30 protein-coding genes are annotated in these 24,565 nt (G+C 72.1%); 17 read left to right on the top strand and 13 right to left on the bottom strand.

The window, feature by feature from the left end:
• Window positions 1-400: 400 nt before the first annotated feature.
• The 3 genes from ACRB68_RS06335 (at window position 401) to ACRB68_RS06345 (ending at window position 2,404) form a co-directional block, all read left to right on the top strand.
• Window positions 401-802, top strand: a complete 402-nt coding sequence (locus ACRB68_RS06335; protein WP_153531212.1) for a luciferase domain-containing protein — start codon at window positions 401-403, stop codon at window positions 800-802.
• Between the two features lie 58 nt (window positions 803-860).
• Window positions 861-1,055, top strand: coding sequence for a three-helix bundle dimerization domain-containing protein (locus tag ACRB68_RS06340; RefSeq protein ID WP_153531213.1), 195 nt, complete (start codon window positions 861-863; stop codon window positions 1,053-1,055).
• Between the two features lie 140 nt (window positions 1,056-1,195).
• Window positions 1,196-2,404 carry a PP2C family protein-serine/threonine phosphatase gene (locus tag ACRB68_RS06345; protein WP_207709585.1) on the top strand — a complete coding sequence of 403 codons (1,209 nt, stop codon included), beginning with the start codon at window positions 1,196-1,198 and terminating at the stop codon, window positions 2,402-2,404.
• On the opposite strand, the gene ACRB68_RS06350 is transcribed toward ACRB68_RS06345, so the two are convergent.
• The 5 genes from ACRB68_RS06350 to ACRB68_RS06370 form a co-directional block, all read right to left on the bottom strand.
• On the bottom strand, window positions 2,385-4,193 hold the full coding sequence (locus tag ACRB68_RS06350) for a S9 family peptidase (RefSeq protein ID WP_194293198.1): 1,809 nt from the start codon (window positions 4,191-4,193) through the stop codon (window positions 2,385-2,387). The two genes, ACRB68_RS06345 and ACRB68_RS06350, sit on opposite strands and share 20 nt — an antisense overlap.
• An 87-nt stretch (window positions 4,194-4,280) precedes the next feature.
• Window positions 4,281-4,724 (bottom strand): SRPBCC family protein, encoded by a 444-nt coding sequence (locus ACRB68_RS06355; RefSeq protein ID WP_153531215.1) that lies wholly within the window; start codon window positions 4,722-4,724, stop codon window positions 4,281-4,283.
• A gap of 14 nt (window positions 4,725-4,738) precedes the next feature.
• A complete protein-coding gene (locus ACRB68_RS06360; RefSeq protein WP_153531216.1) occupies window positions 4,739-5,077 on the bottom strand; it encodes an ArsR/SmtB family transcription factor in 339 nt (112 codons plus the stop codon).
• Window positions 5,074-5,514 carry an SRPBCC domain-containing protein gene (locus ACRB68_RS06365; protein WP_153531217.1) on the bottom strand — a complete coding sequence of 147 codons (441 nt, stop codon included), beginning with the start codon at window positions 5,512-5,514 and terminating at the stop codon, window positions 5,074-5,076. Before ACRB68_RS06365 ends, ACRB68_RS06360 begins: the two co-directional genes overlap by 4 nt.
• Window positions 5,515-5,612: 98 nt before the next feature.
• Window positions 5,613-6,062, bottom strand: a complete 450-nt coding sequence (locus tag ACRB68_RS06370) for a MarR family winged helix-turn-helix transcriptional regulator (protein ID WP_153531218.1) — start codon at window positions 6,060-6,062, stop codon at window positions 5,613-5,615.
• A 161-nt stretch (window positions 6,063-6,223) separates the two neighbouring features.
• Here ACRB68_RS06370 and ACRB68_RS06375 point away from each other — a divergent pair, with 161 nt between their 5' ends.
• On the top strand, window positions 6,224-7,672 hold the full coding sequence (locus ACRB68_RS06375; RefSeq protein WP_153531219.1) for an MFS transporter: 1,449 nt from the start codon (window positions 6,224-6,226) through the stop codon (window positions 7,670-7,672).
• A 60-nt stretch (window positions 7,673-7,732) separates the two neighbouring features.
• Complete coding sequence (locus tag ACRB68_RS06380) at window positions 7,733-8,557, top strand: glutamate ABC transporter substrate-binding protein (RefSeq protein ID WP_328593828.1); 825 nt, start codon at window positions 7,733-7,735, stop codon at window positions 8,555-8,557.
• Window positions 8,558-8,566: 9 nt separating this feature from the next.
• Here the strand turns inward: ACRB68_RS06380 and ACRB68_RS06385 are convergent, their stop codons facing one another.
• Genes ACRB68_RS06385 through hutH form a run of 4 tightly spaced genes read right to left on the bottom strand, consistent with a single transcriptional unit; the run spans window position 8,567 to window position 14,348 of the window.
• Window positions 8,567-9,916: a formimidoylglutamate deiminase gene (locus ACRB68_RS06385; RefSeq protein ID WP_153531220.1), complete on the bottom strand. Its 1,350-nt coding sequence runs from the start codon at window positions 9,914-9,916 to the stop codon at window positions 8,567-8,569.
• A 9-nt stretch (window positions 9,917-9,925) separates the two neighbouring features.
• The gene (locus ACRB68_RS06390) at window positions 9,926-11,122 is read right to left on the bottom strand and encodes an allantoate amidohydrolase (RefSeq protein ID WP_153531221.1); all 1,197 of its coding nucleotides are present in this window, start codon (window positions 11,120-11,122) and stop codon (window positions 9,926-9,928) included.
• The gene (hutU, locus tag ACRB68_RS06395) at window positions 11,122-12,777 is read right to left on the bottom strand and encodes a urocanate hydratase (RefSeq protein ID WP_153531222.1); all 1,656 of its coding nucleotides are present in this window, start codon (window positions 12,775-12,777) and stop codon (window positions 11,122-11,124) included. Before hutU ends, ACRB68_RS06390 begins: the two co-directional genes overlap by 1 nt.
• A 26-nt stretch (window positions 12,778-12,803) precedes the next feature.
• Window positions 12,804-14,348, bottom strand: a complete 1,545-nt coding sequence (hutH, locus tag ACRB68_RS06400) for a histidine ammonia-lyase (protein WP_153532358.1) — start codon at window positions 14,346-14,348, stop codon at window positions 12,804-12,806.
• Window positions 14,349-14,441: 93 nt separating this feature from the next.
• On the opposite strand from hutH, the gene ACRB68_RS06405 reads away from it, so the two are divergent.
• The 5 genes from ACRB68_RS06405 (at window position 14,442) to ACRB68_RS06425 (ending at window position 18,058) form a co-directional block, all read left to right on the top strand.
• Window positions 14,442-15,212 (top strand): IclR family transcriptional regulator, encoded by a 771-nt coding sequence (locus ACRB68_RS06405; protein WP_153531223.1) that lies wholly within the window; start codon window positions 14,442-14,444, stop codon window positions 15,210-15,212.
• Between the two features lie 113 nt (window positions 15,213-15,325).
• Complete coding sequence (locus ACRB68_RS06410; protein ID WP_153531224.1) at window positions 15,326-15,925, top strand: matrixin family metalloprotease; 600 nt, start codon at window positions 15,326-15,328, stop codon at window positions 15,923-15,925.
• 21 nt (window positions 15,926-15,946) lie between these two features.
• Window positions 15,947-16,561 carry a hypothetical protein gene (locus tag ACRB68_RS06415; protein WP_153531225.1) on the top strand — a complete coding sequence of 205 codons (615 nt, stop codon included), beginning with the start codon at window positions 15,947-15,949 and terminating at the stop codon, window positions 16,559-16,561.
• A 243-nt stretch (window positions 16,562-16,804) separates the two neighbouring features.
• The gene (locus tag ACRB68_RS06420) at window positions 16,805-17,413 is read left to right on the top strand and encodes a matrixin family metalloprotease (RefSeq protein WP_153531226.1); all 609 of its coding nucleotides are present in this window, start codon (window positions 16,805-16,807) and stop codon (window positions 17,411-17,413) included.
• Between the two features lie 21 nt (window positions 17,414-17,434).
• A complete protein-coding gene (locus ACRB68_RS06425; protein WP_153531227.1) occupies window positions 17,435-18,058 on the top strand; it encodes a hypothetical protein in 624 nt (207 codons plus the stop codon).
• Between the two features lie 62 nt (window positions 18,059-18,120).
• Here the strand turns inward: ACRB68_RS06425 and ACRB68_RS06430 are convergent, their stop codons facing one another.
• Together ACRB68_RS06430 and ACRB68_RS06435 are read right to left on the bottom strand one after the other, a co-directional pair.
• Window positions 18,121-18,507: a hypothetical protein gene (locus ACRB68_RS06430; protein ID WP_153531228.1), complete on the bottom strand. Its 387-nt coding sequence runs from the start codon at window positions 18,505-18,507 to the stop codon at window positions 18,121-18,123.
• Window positions 18,507-18,830, bottom strand: coding sequence for a hypothetical protein (locus ACRB68_RS06435; protein WP_153531229.1), 324 nt, complete (start codon window positions 18,828-18,830; stop codon window positions 18,507-18,509). Before ACRB68_RS06435 ends, ACRB68_RS06430 begins: the two co-directional genes overlap by 1 nt.
• A 135-nt stretch (window positions 18,831-18,965) precedes the next feature.
• On the opposite strand from ACRB68_RS06435, the gene ACRB68_RS06440 reads away from it, so the two are divergent.
• The 6 genes from ACRB68_RS06440 (at window position 18,966) to ACRB68_RS06465 (ending at window position 21,425) form a co-directional block, all read left to right on the top strand.
• The gene (locus ACRB68_RS06440; RefSeq protein WP_194293200.1) at window positions 18,966-19,772 is read left to right on the top strand and encodes a helix-turn-helix domain-containing protein; all 807 of its coding nucleotides are present in this window, start codon (window positions 18,966-18,968) and stop codon (window positions 19,770-19,772) included.
• Window positions 19,773-19,774: 2 nt separating this feature from the next.
• On the top strand, window positions 19,775-19,975 hold the full coding sequence (locus ACRB68_RS06445; protein WP_153532359.1) for a DUF397 domain-containing protein: 201 nt from the start codon (window positions 19,775-19,777) through the stop codon (window positions 19,973-19,975).
• A gap of 101 nt (window positions 19,976-20,076) precedes the next feature.
• Window positions 20,077-20,274 (top strand): DUF397 domain-containing protein, encoded by a 198-nt coding sequence (locus ACRB68_RS41000; RefSeq protein ID WP_328593829.1) that lies wholly within the window; start codon window positions 20,077-20,079, stop codon window positions 20,272-20,274.
• Window positions 20,271-20,462, top strand: coding sequence for a DUF397 domain-containing protein (locus ACRB68_RS06455; RefSeq protein ID WP_328593830.1), 192 nt, complete (start codon window positions 20,271-20,273; stop codon window positions 20,460-20,462). The genes ACRB68_RS41000 and ACRB68_RS06455 overlap by 4 nt, the downstream gene beginning before the upstream one ends.
• Before the next feature lie 75 nt (window positions 20,463-20,537).
• Window positions 20,538-20,735 carry a DUF397 domain-containing protein gene (locus tag ACRB68_RS06460; protein WP_153531232.1) on the top strand — a complete coding sequence of 66 codons (198 nt, stop codon included), beginning with the start codon at window positions 20,538-20,540 and terminating at the stop codon, window positions 20,733-20,735.
• A gap of 192 nt (window positions 20,736-20,927) precedes the next feature.
• Window positions 20,928-21,425 carry a hypothetical protein gene (locus tag ACRB68_RS06465; protein ID WP_153531233.1) on the top strand — a complete coding sequence of 166 codons (498 nt, stop codon included), beginning with the start codon at window positions 20,928-20,930 and terminating at the stop codon, window positions 21,423-21,425.
• Window positions 21,426-21,572: 147 nt separating this feature from the next.
• Here ACRB68_RS06465 and ACRB68_RS06470 read toward each other — a convergent pair whose 3' ends face one another.
• Window positions 21,573-22,430 carry a DUF11 domain-containing protein gene (locus tag ACRB68_RS06470; protein ID WP_153531234.1) on the bottom strand — a complete coding sequence of 286 codons (858 nt, stop codon included), beginning with the start codon at window positions 22,428-22,430 and terminating at the stop codon, window positions 21,573-21,575.
• 222 nt (window positions 22,431-22,652) lie between these two features.
• Here ACRB68_RS06470 and ACRB68_RS06475 point away from each other — a divergent pair, with 222 nt between their 5' ends.
• Complete coding sequence (locus ACRB68_RS06475; protein ID WP_407924286.1) at window positions 22,653-23,573, top strand: aminoglycoside phosphotransferase family protein; 921 nt, start codon at window positions 22,653-22,655, stop codon at window positions 23,571-23,573.
• 65 nt (window positions 23,574-23,638) lie between these two features.
• Here ACRB68_RS06475 and ACRB68_RS06480 read toward each other — a convergent pair whose 3' ends face one another.
• Window positions 23,639-24,544, bottom strand: coding sequence for an ABC transporter substrate-binding protein (locus tag ACRB68_RS06480; RefSeq protein WP_235958755.1), 906 nt, complete (start codon window positions 24,542-24,544; stop codon window positions 23,639-23,641).
• Window positions 24,545-24,565 lie beyond the last annotated feature (21 nt).

Below are 24,565 nucleotides of genomic sequence, written 5' to 3' on the forward strand. Positions count from 1 at the left end.
CGCCACCAACGACGGACCGGCAGCGGCCGCCGTACGCTTCTGTGCCCACGACAGTCCCCGGCCGCGCCCGACTTTTAGAACGGTTCCACGATTACGGACGGCCGCCGGAATCTCCGGTGGAATTGTCATGGTACGAAGGAATGCGGTCCCGACGAGCAGGACACTGCGAGCCGCGGGACGCCTGCGCCAGCCCCGCGCCCGGAGCCTGCCCGCCGCCGTACCCACGGGGCGGCGGGCGGCCTCGGCGGGCACCCGACCGGACGGGCATCCGCGAAAGATCGTTCCGGAGCATATTTGATCAATGGTCCGTCGACATCGACATAGCGGCTGGGAAACCACTCTGATAACAATTCGGGAGCCGGGGGTGTCCTCATGCCGTCCGCTGCTGGATGCTGCTGGCGTGAGTGCGACCCCGGAAGTGCGGACATCGCCGGCCGACCGCACGATCCGGCACCTGAAAGGCTGGCCGGCCCTGCGGCTGTGCCGGGCCGACTGCGGCACCGGCAGGGCGTTCACGCTCGGCAGCGAGCAGATCCTGCATCTGCACGGACCGCACGAGGCCGAGCTCTACCTCACCGCGCCGATCGTGCAGCGCATCAACGGTGCTCTCGGAGAGTGCGCCATGGTCACGACGCGGCAGGGCAGCGGGTGGGTGCGGTTCCGGCTGGAGAGCGAGACCGACGTCGCGCTGCTGGTCTCCTTGGTCAGCGTGGCCATCAAGGCCAACACCGCGGCGGCGTCCTCCCCGTCCCGCCGGATAGCGCCCTGCTCACTGGGTATCCCTACATCGCGAAGAGAATGACACCGCGAACACCCAGGGAAAAGGGGATTCCGCCATGGCTCAGGCAGGGGAGCCCGAGGTGCGCGAGCAGCAGGCCATGAAGGAAGTGACCCGCCGTCTCACCACCACCTTCGCCGATTCCCACCCGCCCGAACAGGTGACCCACACCATCGATGCGGTCTACCACCGCTTCGACGAGCGCCCCATCCGCGACTTCGTGCCGATTCTGGTCGAACGGCTCACCCGCGAACGGCTCACCGCGTCGCGGCACTGAGCCCCTCGGTACCGGCGCCCTTCCGTGATCGCGCGGTCTCGGTACCGCACGTGGCCGCGCGATCACTCCCCCTTCCGTTCCGCTCAACGGCCTGACGAACCGCGGACCGGGAACGCAGGGGTGGTCGTAAGGTTGGCGGCGTGGAGGAGGCTACGGGCGATCTGGGTGACGTCACTCGCAAGCTCGCGAACATTCAGGCGATCACCGAGTCGTTCGCGTCCCTGGACGTCGACGAGTTCCTGAACGCCCTGCTGGAGCGGGTCCGCCACGTGCTCGACGTGGACACCGCGGTGGTGCTGCTGCTGGACGAGCAGTCGCAGATGCTGGTGGCGACCGCGGCCAAGGGCATCGAGGAAGAGGTCAACCAGGCCGCGCACGTGCCGGTGGGGCAGGGGTTCGCCGGGCAGGTGGCGGCCGAGCTGCGGCCGGTGTACATCGCCGACGTCGCCAGCGCCGGGGTGTTCAACCCGCTGCTGGTGCAGCGCGGGCTGCACTCGCTGCTGGGGGTGCCGCTGATCGCGGAGAACGCGCTGGTGGGGGTGCTGCACGTCGGGACGCTGAGCCCGCGGCGGTTCACCGCCGAGGAGGTCGAGCTGCTGCAGCTGGCCGCCGCCCGCGTCGCGCTGGCGGTGCAGTCCCTGCTGCACCGCGCCGAGCGGGCCGGTGCGCTGGAGCTGCAGCGCAGCCTGGTGCCCGCCGCGCCGCCGGCCGTGCCCGGCCTGGAGCTGGCCGCCCGGTACCGGGCCGGGGCGGCCGCCGTCGGCGGGGACTGGTACGACGCGTTCACCCTGCCGTCGGGCGAGGTCGGCATCGTCATCGGCGACGTGGTGGGGCACGGGCTGAAGGCCGCGGTGGTGATGGGCCGGATGCGCAGCGCCCTGCGCGCGTACGCGCTGGAGACCACCGACCCGGCCGACGTCCTGGAGCGGCTGGACCGCAAGATCCAGCACTTCGAGCCGGACGCGACCGCGACCGTGCTGTACGCGGTCTACGACCCGGGCACCGGCCGGATGCGCATCGCCTCGGCCGGCCACTGCCCGCCCGTGCTGGCCCTGCCGGGCGAGGAGGCCAGGCTGTTCGACATCAAGGGCGGCGTCCTGCTCGGGTTCAGCGCCGAACACCGCAGGTCCACCACCCTCGCCCTGCAGCCGGGCGCCGCGTTGTGCTTCTACACCGACGGCCTGGTGGAACGGCGCGACAGCACCATCATCGCCGGCATCGGCCGCCTGTGCCGGGCCGCCTACGCCGGCGAACCCGAGGCGGTCAGCGCGGCCATCATGGCCGAGCTGATCGGCCGGACGCCTGCCGACGACGACGTCGCCCTGCTGGTCATGCGCCGCAAGCCCTGAGGTGATCGGTGAGGAAACGGGCGATCTCGCCGTAGGCCTTGAGCTCGTTGTCGCGGTTGGTGAAGCCGTGGCCCTCGTCGGGGAAGACGTCGTAGCGGACCTGGACACCCCGTTCGCGCAGGCGGGAGACGAGCTGGTCGGATTCGCTGCGGGGCACCCGCGGATCGCGGGCGCCCTGGAGGACGAACAGCGGCGCCGTGATCGCGCCGGCGTGGGTGACCGGGGAGCGCCGCAGGAGGAACTCGGCGTCGGTGTCGGGGTCGCCGAGGACGGTGCGCACGAGTGTCTTCCAGGTCGGCGGCGCGCCCTTGGCGAGGGTGACCAGGTTGGTGGGCCCGCAGATGGAGACGCAGGCGGCCCACGGGTAGGGCAGTCGGGCGACGCAGGAGAGCGCGGCGAAGCCGCCGTAGGAGCCGCCCATCGCGGCGATCCGGCCGGCGTCCAGGCCCGGGCGGGTGCGTAGATGGCGGACGGCGTGGTCGAGGTCGTCCAGGTCGATGCCGCCCCAGTCGCGGTAGATGAGCTTCTGGTGCGCGATGCCGTAGCCGGTGGAGCCGGCGATGTTCGGCGCGAAGACCGCGATGCCCTGGTTCAGCAGGTGCTGGTAGAGGCCCGAACGCAGGTAGCCGGGGCGTTCCTGGCCTTCGGGGCCGCCGTGGATCGACAGCACCACCGGGTGGGGGCCGGGGCCGCCGGGCCGGTAGAGCAGGGCGTGGACCTCCCTGCCTCCGGACGCCGGGTAAGTGATCGACTCGGGTTCGACGGGGTCGATCACGCGCAGCGCGGGCGGACGGGCGTCGGTGAGGTAGCGGAAGCCCCCGGCGAGGTCGACGGCGGCCAGCTCGGTGGGGCGGGTGGCCGCGTCGATCAGCAGGACCGCTCCCCCGCCGTCGGGCGCCAGGGCCAGCGCGGTGATGACGCCCGGCGGCACGCCGGGGTGGATCACCGTGACGCCGTCGCGGCGCAGGTGCAGCACCGACCGCCCGGCCTCGTTGACCGCCCAGGCGAGCGTGTCGCCGGCGGCCTCCAGGAGCTCGACGTCCCAGTCGTACCGGGCCACCACCTCCAGGCCGTCCCGGTCCAGCGGCTGGAAGGCGGCGGCGGTGAACTCGCTCCACACGTTGGTGAGCAGGTAGAAGCCGCCGGAATCCGGCGCCCAGCCGCGCGGGGCGAAGATGCCCTGCCCGTGGCGGGCGGTGACGCAGCGCGCTTCGGAGGCCGGGTCGGTGAGGTCGACGAGGTAGGCGGCGACGTCGGTGTTGGAGGTGGAACCGGCGGCCAGCAGCCACCGTCCGTCCGGTGAGATGCCGGTGGGCTCGAACACCACGCCGTCCGGTGGGCTGATCCGCCGCTCGGTGCCCTCGTCCAGGTCCCGGACGAGGAGGTCCTGGACGGCCGGGTCCCGGTCGTTGGCGGCATAGGCCAGATACCGGCCGGTGGCGTCGAAGGGCGCGGCGGCCAGGATCCGCTGGCAGTCAGGGCCGCCGCCGATCTCGACGGGCTCAGCTCCGTCGGCCGCGGCGCGGTAGATCCGGTACTGCTCGTCGCCTTCAAGGTCGGCGGTGAAGACCAGGTCCTTGCCGTCGGGCGTCCAGGCGATCTGCCGGACGGCCCGTCCGGGCAGCTCGGCCACCCGCTGCGCCGGGCCGCCGGCGGCCGGCATCGTCCAGAGCCCGAAGTGGCCGCCGGCGTTGCCGGAGTAGGCCACCGTGCCCGCGTCCGGCGAGAGGGCGAGGGCCGGCTGGAAGCGTTGCCGGGGAACGAAGTCCAGGTACGTGTGCCGCGCCACGGCCTCCATCGACCCTCCAGCCACCGTCGGTGATGATGCGCAGCTGGAGGGTAACAACCCCTGCATGATCGAAGCCGGGGATCGCGGTCAGTGCCAGTCGCTGATGCGCACGTCGTTGGGGCTGGGCTCCCCCTTGCCGGTTTCCACGAGCCGCTTGAGGCTCATCAGGAAGGTCGCCCACTTGGTGCTGCAGTGGTTCATGAACTCGACCTGCTCGCGCCAGCCCTCGTGCTTGAACAGCACGATCGTGTAGTCGCCCTCCTGGTGCAGGTCCCACTGCACGGTGGTGCCGACCCACTCCGGCGGGCCGTCCACGATGTCCCAGCGGACGCGCCGGCCCGCGTCGAGCTCGGCGACCTTCATGTCGAAGCCGCCCTGGGGGAACCGGAACTGGATCACGCCGCCGGGCGAGGTGTCGCCCGTGGTGTTCTCGGTCCACCAGCCCGACAGGCCGTCCAGGGTGGTGATCGCGTCGTACACCTGCTGCGGCGCGGCCTGCTCGACGCCGATGCGGTGCAGGATGTCTGCCATTTCGGTGTTCCTCTCTACTGCTGTGATTCGCGCTGGATGGTCTCGGCGATGCGCTTGATGCGCCGGAGGCGGCCGTCCCAGGCCTCGCCGACCGCGGTGAGCTGGGCGACGGCGCGCGCGAGCCGCTCCTGGTCGACGCGGTACCGCTTCTCGCGGCCGGCGGCGGTGGCGTGCACCAGGCCGGCCCGGTCCAGGACGGCCAGGTGCTTGGCCACCGCCTGGCGGGTCACCGGCAGGTGCTCGCTGAGGCCGGTCGCGGTCCCGCCGCCCTCGTTCAGGAGCAGGTCGAGCAGCCGGCGCCGGGTCGGGTCGCCGACCGCCGACCACAGGTCGTCGTCCACCAGCACGCTCATGCGGCGGCCTTGGGGGCGTACACCTGCAGCCGGGGCAGGTAGAAGTCCCAGCCGGTGACGTGGTCGGCGTACTCGGCGGCGGTCTTCGCCTCGTCCCAGCCGCGCTCGCGGAAGCCGCTCTCGGTCATCCGCAGGAGCGTGCCGGTCCCGGCGGGCTCCAGTTCGAAGACGACCAGGAACGAGTTGCCCGGCGCGGCGGTCTCCCCCTCCTCGTGGGTCCACCGGAAGGAGAACAGCCGCGGCGGGGCGGCGTCGACGACGGTGAACCGCATCCAGGTGTCACCGAAGCCGATCCGCCCCGACCCTCCCGGCACGACCGGGTACTCCGCCTCGTCCGGCCACCACTCGCGCAGGTGCTCGGGGCTGCTCACCACGTCGAAGACGACCTCGGGTGAGGCGTCGATGTGGATCTCCCGCTCGATCGTTCCGTGCTCCATGCTCGCCACCTTCGTGCAACGTTCGGTTGCGCATCACGCTAGCCGACCCGGCAGGCATGCGCAACCATCGGTTGCATATCAAGGGGCGGCGGCGGCCGTCAGCCGGACTCCGGGCGCGGCCAGGGGCGGCCGCTGAGGCGCTCGATGTCGGTGTTGAAGCGCCGCAGGTAGGCGGCGAAGGTGGCGATGTCCTCGTCGGACCAGTCGGCCGTGACCCGGTCCAGGCCCTGGACGATGCTCTCGCGCTCGTCGTCGAGCATCCGCGCGCCCTTGTCGGTGATGCGGAACTTGCGGGCGATGCCGCCGTCCGGGTCGGGGATGCGCTCGACGAACCCGGCGCGCATCGCGGCGGCGGTCTGCCGGTTGAGGGTGGAGGCGTCGAGCCCGAAGGCGTCGCTCAGCTCGCCGATCGACATCGGGCCCTGGACGCGGATGCGGCTGAGCAGGACGTAGGTGCTGCGCTCCAGCACCCCGGGCCGGCGGCGCAGGAACTCGTGGCGGCTGAGCAGCATCTGCTCGTACTCGACCTCGTTCGTGGGCCTGACCATGCGCCTTGCGCCTCCTGTTCCCGCCGGGCCTGCACCGCCCCCATCCTCGCAGAGGGCGCCGCCCGGCCCGGGGACGTGCATCGAGCACATTGTGTGCATCATGCATTTCAAGTGTACGATGCACAGATCCATCCGGCCGCCGGCGCACAAGGACCCCTCTCATGACCGTCCCCCCACCCTCCACCAGGGCGAACGGCGTGGTCGCCACGCTCGCCCTGGCCGGCATCACCGCCGCGATCATGCAGACGCTGGTCACCCCGCTGCTGGCCGAACTGCCGCGCATCCTGCACACCACCCCCGGCAACTCCGCCTGGGTCATCACCGTCACCCTGCTGGTGGCGGCCGTCTGCGTGCCGGTCTTCGGCCGCCTGGGCGACCTGGTGGGCAAGCGCCGCATGCTCCTGGTCTGCGCGGTGCCGCTGGTCGCGGGCTCGGTGGTGTGCGCGCTGTCGTCCTCGGTCGTGCCGATGATCGTTGGGCGCGGCCTGCAGGGGATGGGCATGGGCATGGTGCCGCTCGGCATCGCCCTGCTGCGCGACGTGGTCCCGCAGGAGCGGCTCAGCTCCGCCATCGCGCTGGTCAGCGCGTCCATGGGCATCGGCGGCGGCCTCGGCCTGCCGATCGCCGCGGGGATCGCCGAGTACACCAGCTGGCGCGCGCTGTTCTGGGGGTCGGCCGGCCTGGCCGCGGTGGTCGCGGCGCTGATCTGGTTCCTGATCCCGGACGTGCCGGCCGGCGCCAGGGGGCAGCGCTTCGACGCGCCCGGCGCGCTCGGCCTCGGCGCCGGGCTGGTCTGCCTGCTGCTCGCGGTCTCCAAGGGCGCCGAGTGGGGCTGGACCTCGGCGACCACGCTCGGCCTGTTCGCCGCCGCCGTGGTGGTCCTGGCGGCCTGGGGCGTGTGGGAGGTGCGCAGCGACGAGCCGATCATCGACCTGCGCACCACGGCCCGCCCCCGGGTGCTGCTCACCAACCTCGCCTCGGTGTTCGTCGGCTTCGGCATGTACGCCTCGATGCTGGTGGTGCCGCAGCTGCTGATGTTCCCCGAGGCCACCGGCTACGGCCTCGGCCAGTCGATGCTCGCGGCGGGCCTGTGGCTGGCGCCCGGCGGCATCATGATGATGATCGTCTCCCCGCTGGGCGGGAAGCTCACCAACGCCCGCGGCCCGAAGTTCACCCTGGTCTGCGGCGCCCTGGTGCTGGCGGCCGGCTACGGCGCGGCGCTGGCGCTGCTCGGCTCGGCGTGGGGCCTGATGCTCGCCATCATGATCGCCAACAGCGGGGTGGGCCTCGCCTACGGCGCGATGCCCGCGCTGATCATGAGCTCGGTCCCGCTGCACGAGACCGCCGCCGCCAACGGCTTCAACGCGCTCATGCGGTCGCTCGGCACCTCGGTCGGCGCGGCCGTCGTCGGCGCGGTGCTGTCCCAGCTGACCGTCACCATGGGCGGCCACACCCTCACCTCCGAGGAGGGCTTCCGGGCCGGGCTGATGGTCGGCGGCGGCGTCGCGCTGCTGTCCGCGCTGATCGCCCTCGCCATCCCGGCCGCCCGCGACGCCGCCGCCCGGCAGGCCGCGGCCCCCGCGCCCGAGCAGGCCGCGGTCGAGGGCTGACCGGCGTCCCCGGGGCCCGGCCCTTGAAAGCGGGGGAAGCGGTAGGCGAAGATCGGCTTCGTGAAGCCCCCCAAGCACGTCGGCGGCCTGCTCGCCTGCGCCGTCCTGTCCGCCGCGTCGCTGTCGGCCTGCGCGGGCGCGCAGGACGGCTCGCTGCTCGGCAAGCCGACCCTGAAGGTCGGCGTCCGGCCCGACCTGCCCGGGCTCGGCCTGCGCCGCCCCGACGGCACCTTCGAGGGGTTCGACATCGACGTGGCCCGCTACATCGCGGGCCGGCTCGGGCGCAAGGTCGAGTTCGTCGCGGTGCCGGCCGCCGACCGCATCCCGGTGCTGCTGGACGGCCGCGCCGACATGGTGCTGGCCACCCTGTCGGTCACCCCCGAGCGCAAGACCAAGATCGCCTTCGCCGGGCCGTACTACAACTCCTACCAGGACGTGCTGGTGCGCGCCGGCGAGCGCGGCGTGCGCGGGGTCCGCGACCTGAAGGGCCGCCGGTTCTGCGCCGTGGCGGGCTCGGACACCACCCAGCGGCTGCTCGCGCTGCGCGGGATGACCGCGACGCTCGTCCCGGCCGCGACCTACGACGAGTGCATGACCAAGATCCAGTCGGGGCAGGTCGCGGCCATCTCCACCAACGACGTGATCCTGGCCGGCCTCAGCCGGCGCGCGGGCGGCGGCTACCGGCTGCTCGACGCCCGCATCAGCGAGCAGAACACCGGCATCGGCATCCGCCGCGGCGACCCCGACGGCTGCGAGGCGCTGAACCGCGCCATCACCCGCATGTACCAGGACGGCACGGCGGCGGGGCTGGTGCGCAAGTGGTTCGGCGGCACCGGGCTCGACCGCGCCGAGATCCAGGTCCCCCAGTTCGAGGGCTGCCTCTGACCCGGCGGGTCAGTCCTCGCGGGTGACGGCGGCGATGGCGTCGTTCAGTGCGGCGGCGACGTCGGGGACCAGCAGGTGCCGCCCGTCGCGGACGATCTCGCGGCCCGACACCACCACGTCGCGGACGTCGGCGGCGGTCGCGGCGAACACCGCCGCCTCGGCCGCGTGGTCAGCACCCGCGCCGGCCGTGCGGACGCTGCCCAGGTCGACCGTCACCAGGTCGGCGTAGGCGCCCGGCTCCAGCCGGCCCGCCTCGGGCCAGCCGAGGCCGTAGTGGCCCGCCGAGGTCGCCGCGGTGAGCAGCTCACCGGCGGTCCAGTGGCCGCGCTCGCGGGTGCGCAGCCGCTCGTCCAGCTCGACGGCGCGCGCCTCCTCGAACAGGTCGATCACCGCGTGCTGGTCCGAGCCGAGGCAGACCGGCGACCCGGCGGCGGCGAGGTCGCGGGCCGGGCCGATGCCGTCGGCCAGGTCGCGCTCGGTGGTCGGGCACATGCACACGCCGGTCATGGTGCCGCCGAGCAGGTCGATGTCGGCGGCGGTGAGGTGGGTGGCGTGCACCGCGACGGTGCGGGCGCCGAGCGCGCCGCACTCGGCCAGCAGCCGCGCCGGCGTCATCGCGTAGGCGTCCTCGCAGGCCTGGTTCTCGGCGGGCTGCTCCGACAGGTGGACGTGCAGCGGCGCCTGGCGCTCCTTGGCCCAGGACGCGACGGCGCAGATCTGCTCGCGCGGCACCGCGCGCACCGAGTGGATCGCGGCGCCGACGCGGGCGTGCGGGCGCTCGCGCTTGCCGGTCTCCTCGTACAGGTCGTCGACGCGGCGGGCCCAGTTCCCGGCCGAGCCGTCGCCGAACCGCAGCTGCGGGCCGGCCAGCGGCGTGCCGATGCCGCCGGTCAGGTAGCAGGTGTCCAGGAGGGTGATCCGGATGCCGGCGTCGGCGGCGGCGGCGATCAGCGCCTCGCCCATGGCGTTCGGGTCGTCGTAAGGGTCGCCGCCCGGCCGGTGGTGCAGGTAGTGGAACTCCCCGACGCAGCTGATCCCGGCGAGCGCCATCTCGGCGTACACGGCGGTGGCGAGGGCGCGGTAGGAGTCGGGGTCCAGGCGGGCCGCGACCTTGTACATCTGCTCGCGCCAGGTCCAGAACGTGCCGTGATCCGCTTGCACGCGGCCGCGCAGGGCGCGGTGGAAGGCGTGCGAGTGCGCGTTGGCCAGGCCCGGCAGGGCCAGGCCGCGCAGCCGCACCGCGTCCGGCGGGGCCGGCACGCCGGGGACGATCCGGGTGAAGCGCTCTCCGTCGGCCTCGATCAGGACGTCCCGGGCCAGGCCGTCCCCGAGCCAGGCCAGCTCGGCATGCCATCGCATAGTGGTCCCCTACCCTCGGGCCAGGTCGTCCAGTACAGCGGCGAGGGCCTCGACGCCGGCCAGGCAGTCGTCCGGCTCGGCGTGCTCGGCGGGGGCGTGCGAGACGCCCGTCGGGTTGCGGACGAACAGCATCGCGGTCGGCACCCGCGCCGCCAGGATGCCCGCGTCGTGCCCGGCGCCGGTCGGCAGGACGGGCGCGTCCGGCAGCACCTTCAGCAGCCGCTCGCGCAGCCCGGTGTCGAACGACACGACCTCGGTGTAGGACTCCTCGGCCAGCTCCACGGCCACGCCGTGCGCCCCGGCGGCGGCGCGGGCGGCCCGGCCGATCTCCTCGACGGTGCGCCGGACGGCGTCGTCGATCGGGCCGCGGCTGTCCAGCCACGCGGTGACCCGCGAGGGGATGGCGTTGACGCCGTTCGGGGTGACCGCGACCTTGCCGATGGTGGCGAGGGCGGCGTTGCGGTCGGCGGCCTGCCGGGCGGCCAGCACGGTGATCGCGAACGGCAGCATCGGGTCGCGGCGGTCGCGGATCAGCGTGGTGCCGGCGTGGTTGCCCTCGCCGGTGAAGTCCAGCCGCCAGCGGCCGTGCGGGACGATCGAGCTGGCCACGCCGACCGGCTGCTGCAGCGCCCGGCCCTGCTCGACGTGCAGCTCGACGTAGCAGCCGATCCGCGCGAGCAGGCCCTCGTCGGGGCCGATCCGGTCGGGGTCCATGCCGTGCGCGACCAGGACCTCGGCGAAGGAGCGGCCGTCGCCGTCGCGCAGGCCGCGGGCCCGCTCGGGGGCGATCGCGCCGGCCAGGAGCCGGGAGCCGAGGCAGGCGACGCCGAACCGGGCGCCCTCCTCCTCCGCGAACGCCGCGACGCCGATCGGGCGGGCCGGGACGTACCCGCGCTCGCGCAGCAGGTCGATCGCGGCGAACGCCGACACCACGCCGAGCGGCCCGTCGAACGCGCCGCCGCCGGGCACCGAGTCCAGGTGGCTGCCGGTGAGGACGGCATCCTCTCGGGAGCCGTCCGCGGGCAGCCACCAGGCGTACAGGTTGCCGTTGGCGTCCCGCTCGATCTCCAGATCGCGGCGGGCCGCCTCGTCGAGGAACCATGCGCGGCACTCCAGCTCCGGCGGGGTCCAGGCGAACCGGTGGTAACCGCCCGCGGCGTCCCGGCCGATCGGGAGCAGCTCCGCCCACATCTCCTCGAACGACATCAGCCCTCCGACATCGGGATGCGCACGCCGCGCTCGGCGGCGACGCGGTTGGCGATCTCGTAGCCGGCGTCGGCGTGCCGCATGACGCCGGTGCCCGGGTCGTTGGTCAGCACCCGCTGCAGCTTCTCGCCCGCGAGCGGGGTGCCGTCGACCAGGCAGACCTGGCCGGCGTGGATGGAGCGGCCGATGCCGACGCCGCCGCCGTGGTGGATCGACACCCAGGTGGCGCCGGAGGCGGTGTTCAGCAGCGCGTTCAGCAGCGGCCAGTCGGCGATGGCGTCCGAGCCGTCGGCCATCGCCTCGGTCTCGCGGTAGGGCGAGGCGACCGAGCCGGAGTCCAGGTGGTCGCGGCCGAGGACCAGCGGCGCGCTGATCTCGCCGCGCGCGACCAGGTCGTTGAAGACCGCGCCGGCCTTGTCGCGCTCGCCGTAGCCGAGCCAGCAGATCCGCGACGGCAGGCCCTGGAAGTGCACCTTCTCCCCCGCCATCTTGATCCAGCGGGTGAGCGGCTCGTTGTCGGGGAACAGCTCCATGATCGCCCGGTCGGTGCGCGCGATGTCCCTGGGGTCGCCCGACAGCGCCGCCCAGCGGAACGGGCCCTTGCCCTCGCAGAACAGCGGCCGGATGTAGGCGGGGACGAAGCCGGGGAAGTCGAACGCGCGGGCGTACCCGGCGAGCTCGGCCTCGCCGCGGATGGAGTTGCCGTAGTCGAAGACCTCGGCGCCGGCGTCCTGGAACCCGACCATGGCCTCCACGTGCGTCGCCATCGACTCGCGGGCGCGGGTGATGAAGCCGTCGCGGTCCTTGTCGCGGGCGGCGGCCATGTCCTCGAACGCGATGCCCGACGGCAGGTACATCGTCGGGTCGTGCGCGCTGGTCTGGTCGGTGACGATGTCGATCGGCGCGCCCCGGCGCAGCAGCTCGGGGAACACGTCGGCGGCGTTGCCGAGCAGGCCGATCGACAGCGGGCGGCGGGCGGCCTTGGCCTCCTCGGCCAGGCGCAGCGCCTCGTCCAGGGAGTCGGCGCGCACGTCGCAGTAGCGGTGCTCGACGCGGCGGTCGATGCGCGAGGGGTCGCACTCGACGCAGATCGCGACGCCGCCGTTCATGGTGACGGCGAGCGGCTGCGCGCCGCCCATGCCGCCGAGGCCGGCGGTCAGCGTGATCGTCCCGGCCAGGTCGCCGCCGAACCGCTTGGCCGCGACGGCGGCGAAGGTCTCGTAGGTGCCCTGGAGAATGCCCTGGGTGCCGATGTAGATCCACGAGCCGGCGGTCATCTGCCCGTACATGGTGAGGCCCTCGGCCTCCAGCCGGCGGAACTCCGGCCAGGTCGCCCACTGCGGCACCAGGTTGGAGTTGGCGATCAGCACCCGCGGCGCCCACTCGTGGGTGCGGAAGATGCCGACGGGCTTGCCGGACTGCACCAGCAGCGTCTCGTCGCCCTCGATGTCCTTCAGCGAGCGCACGATGCCGTCGAACGCGGCCCAGTTGCGCGCGGCCTTGCCGGTGCCGCCGTAGACGACGAGGTCGTCGGGGTGCTCGGCCACCTCGGGGTCGAGGTTGTTCATGAGCATCCGCAGGGCGGCCTCCTGCGGCCAGCCCTTGGTGTTCAGCTCGGTGCCGCGCGGGGCGCGCACGGGGCGGGGAGCGGACATGCCGGTTCTCCTCAGGATGGGAAGGGTCAGGACAGCGGGCCGGTGACGGCCTCGGCGGCGGTGAGCAGCGAGCCGTCGCGCACCAGTTCGGTGGCCGCCTCGATCTCGGGCGCCAGGAAGCGGTCCGGGCCGGGCCCGGGGACGCGCTCGCGCAGCGCGGCGACGACGGCGCCGGTGGCCGGGCCGGGGTTCAGCGGGGTGCGCAGGTCCAGCGCCCGCGCGGCGGTGACGAGCTCGACCGCGACGACCTGGGCGAGGCCCTCGACGCTGCGGCGCAGCTTGCGCGCGGCGTTCCAGCCCATCGACACGTGGTCCTCCTGCATCGCCGAACTCGGGATCGAGTCGGCCGAGGCGGGGGCGGCGCGGCGCTTGAGGTCCGACACGATCGCGGCCTGGGTGTACTGGGCGATCATGAGGCCGGAGTCGACGCCGGGGTCGTCGGCCAGGAACGGCGGCAGGCCGGCCGAGCGGGCCTTGTCCAGCATCCGGTCGGTGCGCCGCTCGGACATCGAGGCGACGTCGGCGGCGGGGATGGCCAGGAAGTCCAGCACGTAGGCGACGGGCGCGCCGTGGAAGTTGCCGTTGGACTCCACCCGGCCGTCGGGCAGCACCACCGGGTTGTCGACGGCCGAGGCCAGCTCGCGGGCGGCGACGAGCTCGGCGTGCGCGAGGGTGTCGCGGGCGGCGCCGTGCACCTGCGGGGCGCAGCGCAGCGAGTAGGCGTCCTGCACCCGGGTGCAGTCGGGGCCGCGGTGCGACTCCATCACCGCCGAGCCGGCCAGCAGCGCCCGCAGGTTCGCCGCGGACGCGGCCTGGCCCGGGTGCGGGCGCAGGTCCTGCAGGTCGGCGGCGAAGACGCGGTCGGTGCCGAGCAGCGCCTCGACCGACATGGCGGCGGCGAGGTCGGCGTGCTTCAGCAGCCCGCGCAGGTCGTGCATGGCGAGGACCAGCATGCCGAGCATGCCGTCGGTGCCGTTCAGCAGCGCGAGGCCCTCCTTGGCGCGCAGCGTGACCGGCTCGATGCCGGCCTCGGCGAGCGCGTCCGCGGCGTCGCGCAGCTCGCCCGTGGCGTCGCGCACCGGGCCCTCGCCGATCAGCGCGAGCGCGACGTGCGCGAGCGGCGCCAGGTCGCCCGAGCAGCCGAGGCTGCCGTGCTCGTGCACGATCGGGGTGATGCCGGCGTTCAGCAGCGCGGCCAGCGTCCGCGCGGTGACCGGCTGCACGCCGGTGCGGCCGGTGGCCAGGGTGCGCAGCCGCAGCAGCATCAGGGCGCGCACGACCTCGCGCTCGACCTCGGGGCCGGACCCGGCGGCGTGGGAGCGGACGATGTTCAGCTGCAGCTGCGCCCGCAGCTCCGGCGCGATGTGCCGGGTGGCGAGCGCGCCGAACCCGGTGGACACGCCGTAGACGGGCGTCGGCCGCTCGGCCAGCTCCTCGATGTGCGCGCGGGAGGCGGTCATCGCGGCGACCGCCTCGTCGCTGAGCGCCACCCGCGTCCCGTGCCGGGCCACCGCGACGACCTGATCGAAGGTCAGCGCTTCCGGCCCGACCGCGATGTCCTTGTCCCCCATGCCGAAACTCATACCCATCATCAGACCGCGGCGATCTGCGCGGCGGGAGGCCCCGCACCCGCGTTGTGTCTCGGATACGAGACAATGGCCGGCATGAGCCAGGTCCCCGCCGCACGGCGCGCCCTCGCGGTGCTGACGTTGCTGGCGGGGTCGGCGGGCCCGCTGCCGGCCTCATCGATCGCCCGGTCGCTCGGGCTGCCGCGCTCCAGCACCTACCACCTGCTGGCCGAGATGGCCGCGGACGGCTTCGTGGTCTACCTGCCCGAGGAGCGGCGCTGGGGCCTCGGCGTCGCGGCGTTCGAGATCGGCTCGGCCTACCTGCGGCACGGCCCGATCGAGCGGCTCGCCCGGCCGCTGCTGCGCCGCCTGGTCGACCGGGTCGGCGAGATCGCCCAGCTCGGCGTGCTGCACGGCGCCGAGACGCTGTACCTGCTGAAGGAGCAGCCGCCCCGGCACGCCACCGTGGTCACCGACGTCGGCGTGCGGATGCCCGCCCAGCTCACCGCGAGCGGCCGGTCGATGCTCGCGCAGCTGCCGCCCGCGCAGGTGCGGGCGCTGTTCCCCGGGCCGCTGGTGGACCGCACCGGGCAGGGCCCGGCGACGCTCAGCGCGCTGCGCCGCGAGCTGGCCGGCGACGCTCGGCGCGGCTGGTCGGTGGAGGACGGCCTGGTCACCGAGGGGTTCGCCAGCATCGCGGCGTGCGCGTTCGACCACACCGGGCACCCCGCCGCGGCCATCACCGTGACCTTCCGCCGGGACCGCTGGCCCGCCGAGACCTGGCCGCGGCTGGCCGGCCCGGTGCGCCGGGCCGCCGCCGATCTCACCGGGCGGCTCGGCGGTCATCCGCCGGTCATCTCTTCCTGAGCGTTCCGTCTCGGCGGCATCGCGCCGGGTTTGCCGGGCCGCCCGCCGGAAGACGATCAATGGTGGACCCGCATCGATCGGCAGACAGGCGGACACCCTTGGTGCACAGACTCATGAGGATCGGCATCGTGACGGCCTGCGCCGCGTCCCTGGTGACGGTCGTCCCCGGCGCCGCGTCGCCGGCCGCGGCCTACTGCTTCAAGGGCATCGGCCGGTGGAAGGGGGACCGCTACACCCTGCACGTCCGCCGCGACATCCCGCGCGGCTGGCGCTCGTCCGTCCGCAACGCGATGCGGCAGTGGAGCGGGATCAAGGGGTCCAAACTGCGCTACGCCGGGCCGCGTTTCGCCAGCACCGCCCGCTCCCCGGCATTCCAGATCTTCCGGGCGAACTTCGCCGACGCCGGGCTTCCCGACGTGCCCGGCATCGCGTTCGGCACGGACACGCCGCGGCACACCAGCAGCTCGGTCGCGCTGAACACCCGGTTCCACTGGAACACCAAAGGAAGGATGAGCCAGCGCGCGCGCAGGACCGACGTGTGGACGATCGCCGTCCACGAGATGGGCCACTCCTCGGGGCTCGCCCATCCCTACGCGTCCGGCGGCTGCGGCCGTCCTACGGCCGCGGAGAAGGCCGGCGTCATGTACGTGAACTGGACCAGGAAGCGCTACCCCAACGCCGACGACAGGGCCGGGATAGCGCGGCGTTACTGACACAGGGGGCAGACAGCCAGCATGAAGGGCATCATCATCGGCACCGGTGCGGCGGCGGCACTCGCCGTCGGCGCGGGCTACACGGCGATCGCGGACGAGGGCCGGGACCGGCCCGCGGCGGCGGCGCAGCGGCAGGAGCGGACCGTCACCACGCTGAGCGGCTACGAGCTCGACGCCGACGTCAAGAGCGCCGCCGCGTTCAGCGGCAACGACCTGATCTTCGACGGCACCGTCGCCGGCCCGGCCGAGCAGCCGCGCCGCGTGGTGCGCCGGCTGCCGAGCGGCGGCACCATCGACTACGTCTACACGCCCGTCCCGGTCCGGGTGGACCGGGTGCGCAAGGGCAAGGGCATCGCCCCCGGCCAGGTCGTGCGGGTGCGCGCGCTCGGCGGGACGTCGGGGTCGCACAGCACCTTCAGCAGCCTCGGCCCGCGCGCGGCGGAGTTCGGCAACGGCCTCAGGGTCACGCTGTTCACCCAGCCGCAGCTGGACGCCGGGGACGGGCAGCCAGCGATCACGCCGAACTTCAGCTTCGGCTACACGGCCGACCAGAAGACCGTCTACAACCTGGGCGGCGAGCACCGCAAGACGACGACCGCCCAGCACTTCCAGCAGGCGCTGCGCCGGGTCCGCTGACCGCACCCGCCGAGGCCCGCACCCCGCGACCGGGGTGCGGGCCTTTTTCTTCCCGGATGGCCGCAGTAGGCCACCGGTCCGCAGGTCCCCGGACGACCTACATGATCATCTGCCAGGAAGGACACGGCTCACCCGTCCCACAAGTTCACCTATGTCTCTTTAACCAGGGTTGACCCTTTTGTAACCGCGCCTTCAAGATCGTTCTGCACTGTTCCCACGCACAGAGGCAGGCATCCAGGGATCATGAAGACGCTCATGAAGATCGGCCTCGCGGCGGCCGTGGCCGCCGGCCCGCTGGTCGTCGTCTCGGCCGCGACGCCCGCCGCCGCCTACTGCTTCAACGGCATCGGCCGCTGGTACTACAACGGTTACACCCTCCACGCCCGCACCAGCATCCCCTCGAGCTGGAACGGCTCCATCAAGAGCGCGATGAAGCAGTGGAGCGGCATCAGGGGCTCCTCGCTGCGCTACTACGGGCCCCAGTTCCGCAGCAACGTCCCCAACCCCGAGTTCCAGATCGACCGCGGCAACTTCCAGCGCCTCGGCCTGCCGGACGTGCCGGGCATCGCCGTCGGCTCGACCACCCAGCGCCACCGCTCGACCGCGGTCATGCTGAACTCGCAGTTCCGCTGGTACACCAACGGCACGATGAACCAGAGCCAGCGCAAGGTGGACGTCTGGACCATCGCCGTGCACGAGATGGGACACGCCTCGGGCCTCGCCCACCCCTACCCGAGCAGCGGCTGCGGGCAGCCGACCCAGGCGGAGAAGGCCGGCGTCATGTACGTGACGTGGAAGAAGAAGCGCTACCCCAACTCCGACGACAAAGCCGGCATCGCGCGGCGATACTGAGAGCGAGGGCAGGTCATCATCATGAAGCGGATCATCATCGGCGCCGGAGCCGCGGGCGTCCTGGCCCTCGGCATCGGCTACGTCGCGAAGGACGACGGCGGCACGGCCGTCCCCGCGGCCGCGCAGGCCCCCCGGCCCGCCGCCGGCGACGCCGTCACCACGCTCAGCGGCTACGAGCTGAGCACCGACGTCAAGAGCGCGACGGCCTACACCGGCAACGAGCTGATCTTCACCGGCACCGTCGCCGGGCCGGCCGAGCAGCCGCGCCGCGTGGCGCGCACGCTGCCGGGCGGCTCGAAGATCGACTACGTGTACACCCCGATCCCGGTCCGGGTGGAATCCGTCCGCAAGGGCACCGGGATCAAGGCCGGCCAGATCGTCCGGGTGCGGGCGCTCGGCGGCTCGGTCGGCGGCCACGCCACGGTCAGCGAGCTCGGCCCGCAGGCCAGCGACTTCCGCAGCGGCCTCAAGGTGACGCTGTTCACCCAGCCGCTGCTGGACGCCGGTGACGGGCTGAAGGCCGTCACCCCGAACTTCAGCTTCGGCTACGCGCCGCGGCAGGCGGGCGTGTACGCGCTCGGCGGCCACGACCGCCAGGCCACCGGCGTGAAGGCGTTCCAGCAGGCCCTGACCCAGGCCAAGTAACGACCGAAGGCCCGCGCCATCCTCTTCTGGAGGGGCGCGGGCCCTCGCGCGTCCGCCAAGGATCAGGCACGCCGGCCCTGCCGGAACGACGCCGCTTCCTCGATCATCCGCACCGCCCGCTCCAGCTCGTTCGCCGGGCACAGCGACTCGCCCGTACCGACCTGGTAGAAGCACCACAGACCGCCCTGCCTGTCGTACCGGCAGCCCACCGACAGCGCCTTGAGAAACGCCCGCCGCCGGACGGGGATCACATTCAGGACGAGTTCCTGCTCGATCACCCCGAAGCCCGTGGTGAAGCCTGGGACGCGGCCGAGCCGGACCTGCAGATGGGACAGGTACGTCACCCGCTCGCGCTGCGGCATCGGGACCCGCAGGTCGGGCCGCACCACGTCCTCCGGCGGCGGGGCCGCCAGATGCCCGCCAGACCGGCCGCTGTGCCTGCCGGGCATTATGCCGTCGGGTTGATCACGCGGCGGATGGCGGCGGCGGCCTCGCCGGGGTGGACGGGCAGCTCCTCGCTCCACGACCACACGGCGCGGACCTCACCACCCCGGCGGACGACATTGATCTCCTCGTTGAACCGCGGCAGTACGCCGATGGCGCAGAGGAACGGACGCCCCTCACCCGTCCGGCGGATCATGACCCGCTCGCCCAGGGCTGTCAGCTCCACCGCGATGCCCTGAAGGAGCGCCTCCTCCGCGCCGTAGCCGGACCCGCCCGCCGGGGCCGGGTCGAGCGCGGGCGCGGGACGTGCCGGGATGTCGAAGCTCATGGTCTGATCTCCATCGCTGAGGTTCGGCCGATCGGGCTTCAACCATCTGGTCCGGCGGTTACAGTCGCCATAGCTTCACCTCCACAAGTCACCGGACGCCTACACAACGTCATGTGCGGGCGGTGGGAGGCCCCCATGACGACGATCGACCCGGCAGAGTCGGCCCGTGCGTACCTCGCGTATCACCTCAAGCGGCTGCGGGACGAACGCCAGTGGTCACAGCCCACGCTCGGGAGCAAGATCCACATCTCCGGCAGCCTCATCAGCGGCATCGAGACCATGCAGCGCCGCCCCACCCGCAAGGGCCTCCAGGCACTCGACCGGGCGTTCGGACTGGACCAGTTCTTCGCACCGCTGTACCCGCGCATCCTGGAGGAGACAGGTTTGCCGGCGGGGTTCCCCGAGTACGCCGACGCAGAGGCCGAAGCGGGGATGATCAGGATCTACCAGAACTTCGTGGTTGCCGGTCTGTTTCAGACCTCGGAATACGCGCAGGCCGTCCTGGCCGCCGGCGAGCAGCCGGGCAAGCTGGAGAAGCTGGTCAATACCCGACTGGAGCGCCAGGCGTTGCTGAATCGGGAAGATCCACCCGTGATCATCGCCCTGCTTGACGCCTCAACGCTCCGCCGCCCGTTCGGTGGCCGCGAAGTCATGCGAGGACAGTTTGAACGGCTGCTGGAGCTGGCCGCGCTGCCTCACGTTTACATCCATATCGTCCCCGAGAACGCCGAACTTTGCCCCGAAGGGGCGTTCACTTTGCTGTCCTCGCCTGGGGAGCCGGACGTAAGCTACGCGGAGATGGCAGGCGGTTGGGGGCAACTGATCGACGACGCTGATTACGTCGCCAAGCTTGGCATATTGTTCGAGCTGATCCGTTCTAAAGCACTCACCGCTGAAGACTCTGTCATCGCTATCCGCAAGGTGTTGGAGGAACCCTCGTGAACATGGACAGCACGACTTTCACCCAGTGGCGTAAGAGCAGTTACAGCGGCGGCGACAGTGGGCAGTGCGTGGAGATCGCACAGGTCACCGCGCTGATCGGTCTCCGAGACAGCAAAAACCCTGACTCGGGCCACCTGGCCTTGGACCGCGCCACCTTCGCCACCCTCATCGACCACGTGAAGGCCGGCGCACTCGACCTCTGACCACCTCCGGCCCCAGGGTGTGGTTCCTCGACGAACCCGGGAACGACCCCACGAGGAACCACATCCGGGAGGCATGGCATGGAAGAACCGGGAGGCAGGGCGTGGAGGAACGCGGACTCGTCTGGCGCAAGAGCAGCCACAGCGGCGGCAGCTCCGGTCAATGCGTGGAGGTCACACGCAGCTCCGCGCTGATCAACCTCCGAGACAGCAAGAAGCCCGACGCCGGACACCTGACCCTGGCCCACACCACCTTCGCCACCCTCATCGACCACATGAAAGCCGGAGCCCTCGACCTGTGATCACCCAATGGCGTAAGAGCAGCCACAGCCAGGGCGGGGCCCAAGGCGAGTGTGTCGAGCTTTCGACCAACATCGTCGACACCACCCTGATCCAGGACTCCAAGAATCCGGGTTCCCACCTGTCGCTGGACCGATCCGGGCTGGCGGCTCTCCTCCAGGAGATCAAGGCGGGCATGCTGGACCTCTGACCGCCTCTGGCCGGAGGAGTGCGGTTCCTCGGCGAAGCCGGGAACTACTCGCCGAGGAACCACACAGGAGGCGGTATGGAGAAGCACGATCTCATCTGGCGCAAGAGCAGCCACAGCGGCGGCAACTCCGGACAGTGCGTGGAGATCGCACAGTCCCCCACGCTGATCGGCATCCGAGACAGCAAGAACCCCGACGCCGGACACCTGGCACTGGACCACACCACCTTCGCCGCCCTCATCGACCACCTGAAGGCCAGCGCACTCGACCTCTGACCGCCTCCGGCCCGGCGGCCCCGGCCGGTCCTTCCGCCGGAGGCGTCGCGGGCCTTCGCGTGTCAATCCCCCGGGCTCCGGGGTGCGTCATTCCTGCACTTACCTTGTCGCCACAGCATGCCACGGATCGTTTACTTTCAGTAATCACCGGTGAGCATTCCGGCAAGAACCGTGCTGCAGGAAGGACATCTCATGGGCGGACGCGTCATCGACATCCACGCCAACCAGGGCTGGCAGGACACCGGGTTCGCGCTACCGGCGCATCAGGCCGACACGGGGTGGATCCTGAGGTCCGAGGGCGCCTGGTGCTTCAACACCGGCGCCCGGGACTTCGCCACCCGCGACGCCAATGCCCGCAAGCCCAACGACACCCGGTTCTTCGACGCCGCCACCTCCGGCCGCACCGAGTACCCCTACCACGGGGAGGGTGGCCAGGTGGGGCAGCTGATCGGGCGTTGGGGCACCAGCGGGCAGCCTTTCGTGGTCGGCACGCACGCCAACCTGGAGGACACCGGCCACGCCGGAGGCGGGACGCTGTGGCTGAGGATCAACGACGACGACAAGGGGCTGCGCGACAACGACGGGCACCTGACCGTCACCATCGCCACCTACGACCGCACCCGGCGCACCCAGTGGAACACCGTCGAGAAGCGGTGGGAGTACTCCGACGACCACTCGCCCGTCAGGTGAACTCCAGCATCGGCCACCGGCCGGGCGCGGGCGCCCGGCACGGCTGAGGTCCCGCGGCCCTGCCGGGAAGGCAGGGCCGCGGAACCTCGGGTGCGAGCGCGGGGGCAAGGGCCAGGACGGCCTTGGGTCACACCGCCTTCGCCGGTCTCAGGGGCAGCTGACCAGGAGGATGGAGGTGACGTTGCAGGACGCGGAGGCGGTGTCGTTGGCGGCGTTGGGATCGGTGGGCGCGCTGGTGGTGCGCACGCCGGTGACCGTCACCTTGCCGGCCGACAGCAGCGACAGCGGTACCCGGAAGGTCTTGTCGACGGCCGCGCCGTTGGCGATGGCGCCGTAGTCGCAGGTGACCGTCGCCCCGGCCGTGGTGCAGCCGGACGCCAGGTCGGTCGCGGTCGCGCCCGGCGGGAGGGTGGCGGTCAGGGCGGCGGAGGTGACCGCGCCGGGGCCGGTGTTGCGGGCGGTCAGGGTGTAGAGCAGGTTGGGCACCAGAATGCCGAGCTTGGGCGATGCGGTCAGGCCCACGGCGATGTCGGCGGGCGGAGCGACGATGCTCAGCGGCGGGCCCTGCTGCGTGCCGGCGTTCCCCTGGCCCGAGGTCAGGAACTGGTAGCGGACGGCGAAGCTCTGCGGCGGTGTGCCGGGATCGACCTGCAGCGTGATCGAGGCGCTGAAGGGGGCGCCGGGAGCGAGGTTGCCGACGGAGACGAAGTACCCGAGGCCGGCCAGTTCGGTGCAGGTGGTGGGGCAGTTGCTGATCGAGGTGATCTCGTCCAGGCCGCCGCCTCCGGTCTTGTAGAAGCCGATGCGCACGTTGGTGTAGGAGGCGTCCGCGGTTCCCGACGCGGTGATCGTGAAGGTGTCGCCCGGGGCGACCGACGACGGGGTCACCGTCACCGACATGCCGGGATAGGCCCAGGCCGGCGTGATCCCGGCCCAGGCGAACGCCAGGATCATCGCCAGGAGAACGGCGCAGGCCCGGTACGACCGGATACCTAATATCGCCATTAACGTGTCCTTTCTGTGGGTTGCCACGGGTAAGTGTGTGTCCACCGAGAGTCCGCACCTATGGCCTGGAAGCGAGATCATTACTCCCAGCCGGTTGCGGCCACCGACCGGTAATGATCATGGCCGGGTAGGGTGGGGGCATGGCCTGACGCCTGCCCTCTGCCCGGGCACCTCCGCGATCTCCTTCGTTCATCGCACCTGAGAGTGAGCCGACGAAGGAGGATCTCCGTGACCAGAACGATCGATGTCCCGGACGCGTTCGCGGCGTCCTATGGCGGGAACGGCGCCGAGGCGCGTGCGTGGATCGCCGGGCTGCCCCGGCTGGGCGGCGAGTTCCTGGACCGCTGGGAGCTGCGGCCCGACGGCCCGCCCGCCTACGGCATGGCCTCGCTGGTCCTGCCCGTGCTCCGCTCCGACGGGTCCCCCGCCGTCCTGAAGCTCCAGCAGCGGCGGGAGGAGACCATCGGCATCGCCACCGGCCTGCGGGCATGGGACGGCGACGGCATGGTCCGCCTGCTCGACCATGACGAGGACAGCACCACGCAGCTGCTGGAGCGGCTGGACGCGGCCCGGTCCCTGTCCTCGGTGGCCGACGACGCCGTGGCCGTGCAGATCCTGGCCGAACTGATGGCGCGGCTGACCTCGGTCCCCGCCCCGGAGGGCCTGCGGCGGCTGTCCGACATCGCCGCCGCGATGCTGGACCAGGTTCCGCAGCTGGTGCCGGCACTGCACGACCCCGGCGAACGGCGTCTCGTGCGTACCTGCGCGTCCGCCATGGCCGAGTTGGTCGATGCACCCGGCGACCGGCTGCTGCACTGGGATCTGCACTACGACAACGTCCTCGCCGGTGAGCGGGAACCTTGGCTGGCGATCGACCCTGAACCGCTGGCCGGCGACCCCGGGTTCGAGCTGCTGCCCGCGCTGGTCAACCGGTGGGACGAGGCGGAGGCCACCGGCGATGCGGCCCGCGCGGTGCTCCGGCGCTTCGACCTGCTGACCGAGGTCCTCGGCCTCGACCGCGAGCGGGCGACCGGCTGGACCCTCGGCCGCGTGCTGCAGAACGCCCTGTGGGACATCGAAGACGGCGAGGCGGCGCTGGGCCCCGCCCAGGTCGTCATCACAACGGCCCTGCTGGGCCGGTAGTAGACGCGCGAAGGCCCGCGGCCCACCGGGAGGCGGGGCGCGGGCCTTCGGGCGTCAGTGCCGGATCAGGCCAGGCCGGCCTTCTTCAGCCAGGTGGCGGCCACGTCCTTCGGGTCGGCCTTGTCGACCGACATCGAGGTGTTCATGTCCAGCAGGTCCTGCGTCGTCAGCTTCGCCGAGATCGCGTTCAGCACCTCCTGGGCCTTGGCGTCGACCTTGGACTTGTAGATCAGCGGCGTCACGTTCTGCGCCGGGAAGACGAACTTGGGGTCCTCCAGCGCCACGAACTTGTTGCGGGTGATCGCGGCGTCGGTGCTGAACAGGTTCGCGGCCTGGACAGAGCCCTGCTTCAGGCGCGCCACGGTGATCGGGCCGGCGGTGTCCAGGGACTTGAACTCCTTGAACTCCACCCCGTACTTCTCCTTGATGCCGACCAGGCCGGACTGGCGGGTCTTGAACTCCGACGGCCCGCCGATGGTGAGCTGCCCGGCCACCGGCTTGAGGTCGGCGATGGTCTTCAGCTTGTACTTGGTCGCGGTCTCCTGGGTGACCACGACCGCGTCCTTGTCCTCGGCCTGCGCCGAGTTCAGGATGCTCAGCGCCGCCGGCAGCTTGGACTTCAGGGCCTCGTTCACCTGGTCGGTGGTGGTGGCCGTGGCCTTCTTGTCGATGTGCAGCAGCAGGTTGCCGTTGTAGTCGGGCACGACCGAGAGCTGGCCCTCGGAGATGGCCTTGAAGTAGGCCTCCCGGGTGCCGGCCATCTTGACGTCGGAGGAGATGCCCTTGGCCTTCAGCGCCTGGGCGTAGACCTCGCCGAGCGCCTGGCTCTCGGGGAAGTCCGCAGTGCCGATCACCAGGCCGCCGCCACCGCCGCTGCTCTTCTTCAGCGGGTCGCCCCCGCCGTCCTTGCTGTCGCCGCACGCGGACAGGGCCAGCACGCCGGCGAGCAGCAGCGCCGCGCCACGGGTCATACGAAGCATCCGTCAGATTCC

The sequence above is a fragment of the Actinomadura macrotermitis genome, from assembly GCF_009604375.1.
GTDB classification, from domain to species: Bacteria; Actinomycetota; Actinomycetes; order Streptosporangiales; family Streptosporangiaceae; genus Spirillospora; species Spirillospora macrotermitis.

Bases quoted from the DNA above. Each gene is read 5' to 3' on its own strand.
- ACRB68_RS06360 (WP_153531216.1), bottom strand. From the start codon at position 5,077: ATGAGCGTGCTGGTGGACGACGACCTGTGGTCGGCGGTCGGCGACCCG.
- ACRB68_RS06480 (WP_235958755.1), bottom strand. From the start codon at position 24,544: ATGACCCGTGGCGCGGCGCTGCTGCTCGCCGGCGTGCTGGCCCTGTCC.
- ACRB68_RS06470 (WP_153531234.1), bottom strand. From the start codon at position 22,430: ATGGCGATATTAGGTATCCGGTCGTACCGGGCCTGCGCCGTTCTCCTG.
- ACRB68_RS06415 (WP_153531225.1), top strand. From the start codon at position 15,947: ATGAAGGGCATCATCATCGGCACCGGTGCGGCGGCGGCACTCGCCGTC.
- ACRB68_RS06375 (WP_153531219.1), top strand. From the start codon at position 6,224: ATGACCGTCCCCCCACCCTCCACCAGGGCGAACGGCGTGGTCGCCACG.
- ACRB68_RS06420 (WP_153531226.1), top strand. From the start codon at position 16,805: ATGAAGACGCTCATGAAGATCGGCCTCGCGGCGGCCGTGGCCGCCGGC.
- ACRB68_RS06365 (WP_153531217.1), bottom strand. From the start codon at position 5,514: ATGGAGCACGGAACGATCGAGCGGGAGATCCACATCGACGCCTCACCC.
- ACRB68_RS06385 (WP_153531220.1), bottom strand. From the start codon at position 9,916: ATGCGATGGCATGCCGAGCTGGCCTGGCTCGGGGACGGCCTGGCCCGG.
- ACRB68_RS06440 (WP_194293200.1), top strand. From the start codon at position 18,966: ATGACGACGATCGACCCGGCAGAGTCGGCCCGTGCGTACCTCGCGTAT.
- ACRB68_RS06435 (WP_153531229.1), bottom strand. From the start codon at position 18,830: ATGAGCTTCGACATCCCGGCACGTCCCGCGCCCGCGCTCGACCCGGCC.
- ACRB68_RS06460 (WP_153531232.1), top strand. From the start codon at position 20,538: ATGGAGAAGCACGATCTCATCTGGCGCAAGAGCAGCCACAGCGGCGGC.
- ACRB68_RS06430 (WP_153531228.1), bottom strand. From the start codon at position 18,507: ATGCCCGGCAGGCACAGCGGCCGGTCTGGCGGGCATCTGGCGGCCCCG.
- ACRB68_RS06370 (WP_153531218.1), bottom strand. From the start codon at position 6,062: ATGGTCAGGCCCACGAACGAGGTCGAGTACGAGCAGATGCTGCTCAGC.
- ACRB68_RS06465 (WP_153531233.1), top strand. From the start codon at position 20,928: ATGGGCGGACGCGTCATCGACATCCACGCCAACCAGGGCTGGCAGGAC.
- hutH (WP_153532358.1), bottom strand. From the start codon at position 14,348: ATGGGGGACAAGGACATCGCGGTCGGGCCGGAAGCGCTGACCTTCGAT.
- ACRB68_RS06410 (WP_153531224.1), top strand. From the start codon at position 15,326: ATGAGGATCGGCATCGTGACGGCCTGCGCCGCGTCCCTGGTGACGGTC.
- ACRB68_RS06425 (WP_153531227.1), top strand. From the start codon at position 17,435: ATGAAGCGGATCATCATCGGCGCCGGAGCCGCGGGCGTCCTGGCCCTC.
- ACRB68_RS06390 (WP_153531221.1), bottom strand. From the start codon at position 11,122: ATGTCGTTCGAGGAGATGTGGGCGGAGCTGCTCCCGATCGGCCGGGAC.
- hutU (WP_153531222.1), bottom strand. From the start codon at position 12,777: ATGTCCGCTCCCCGCCCCGTGCGCGCCCCGCGCGGCACCGAGCTGAAC.
- ACRB68_RS06445 (WP_153532359.1), top strand. From the start codon at position 19,775: ATGGACAGCACGACTTTCACCCAGTGGCGTAAGAGCAGTTACAGCGGC.
- ACRB68_RS06405 (WP_153531223.1), top strand. From the start codon at position 14,442: ATGAGCCAGGTCCCCGCCGCACGGCGCGCCCTCGCGGTGCTGACGTTG.
- ACRB68_RS06355 (WP_153531215.1), bottom strand. From the start codon at position 4,724: ATGGCAGACATCCTGCACCGCATCGGCGTCGAGCAGGCCGCGCCGCAG.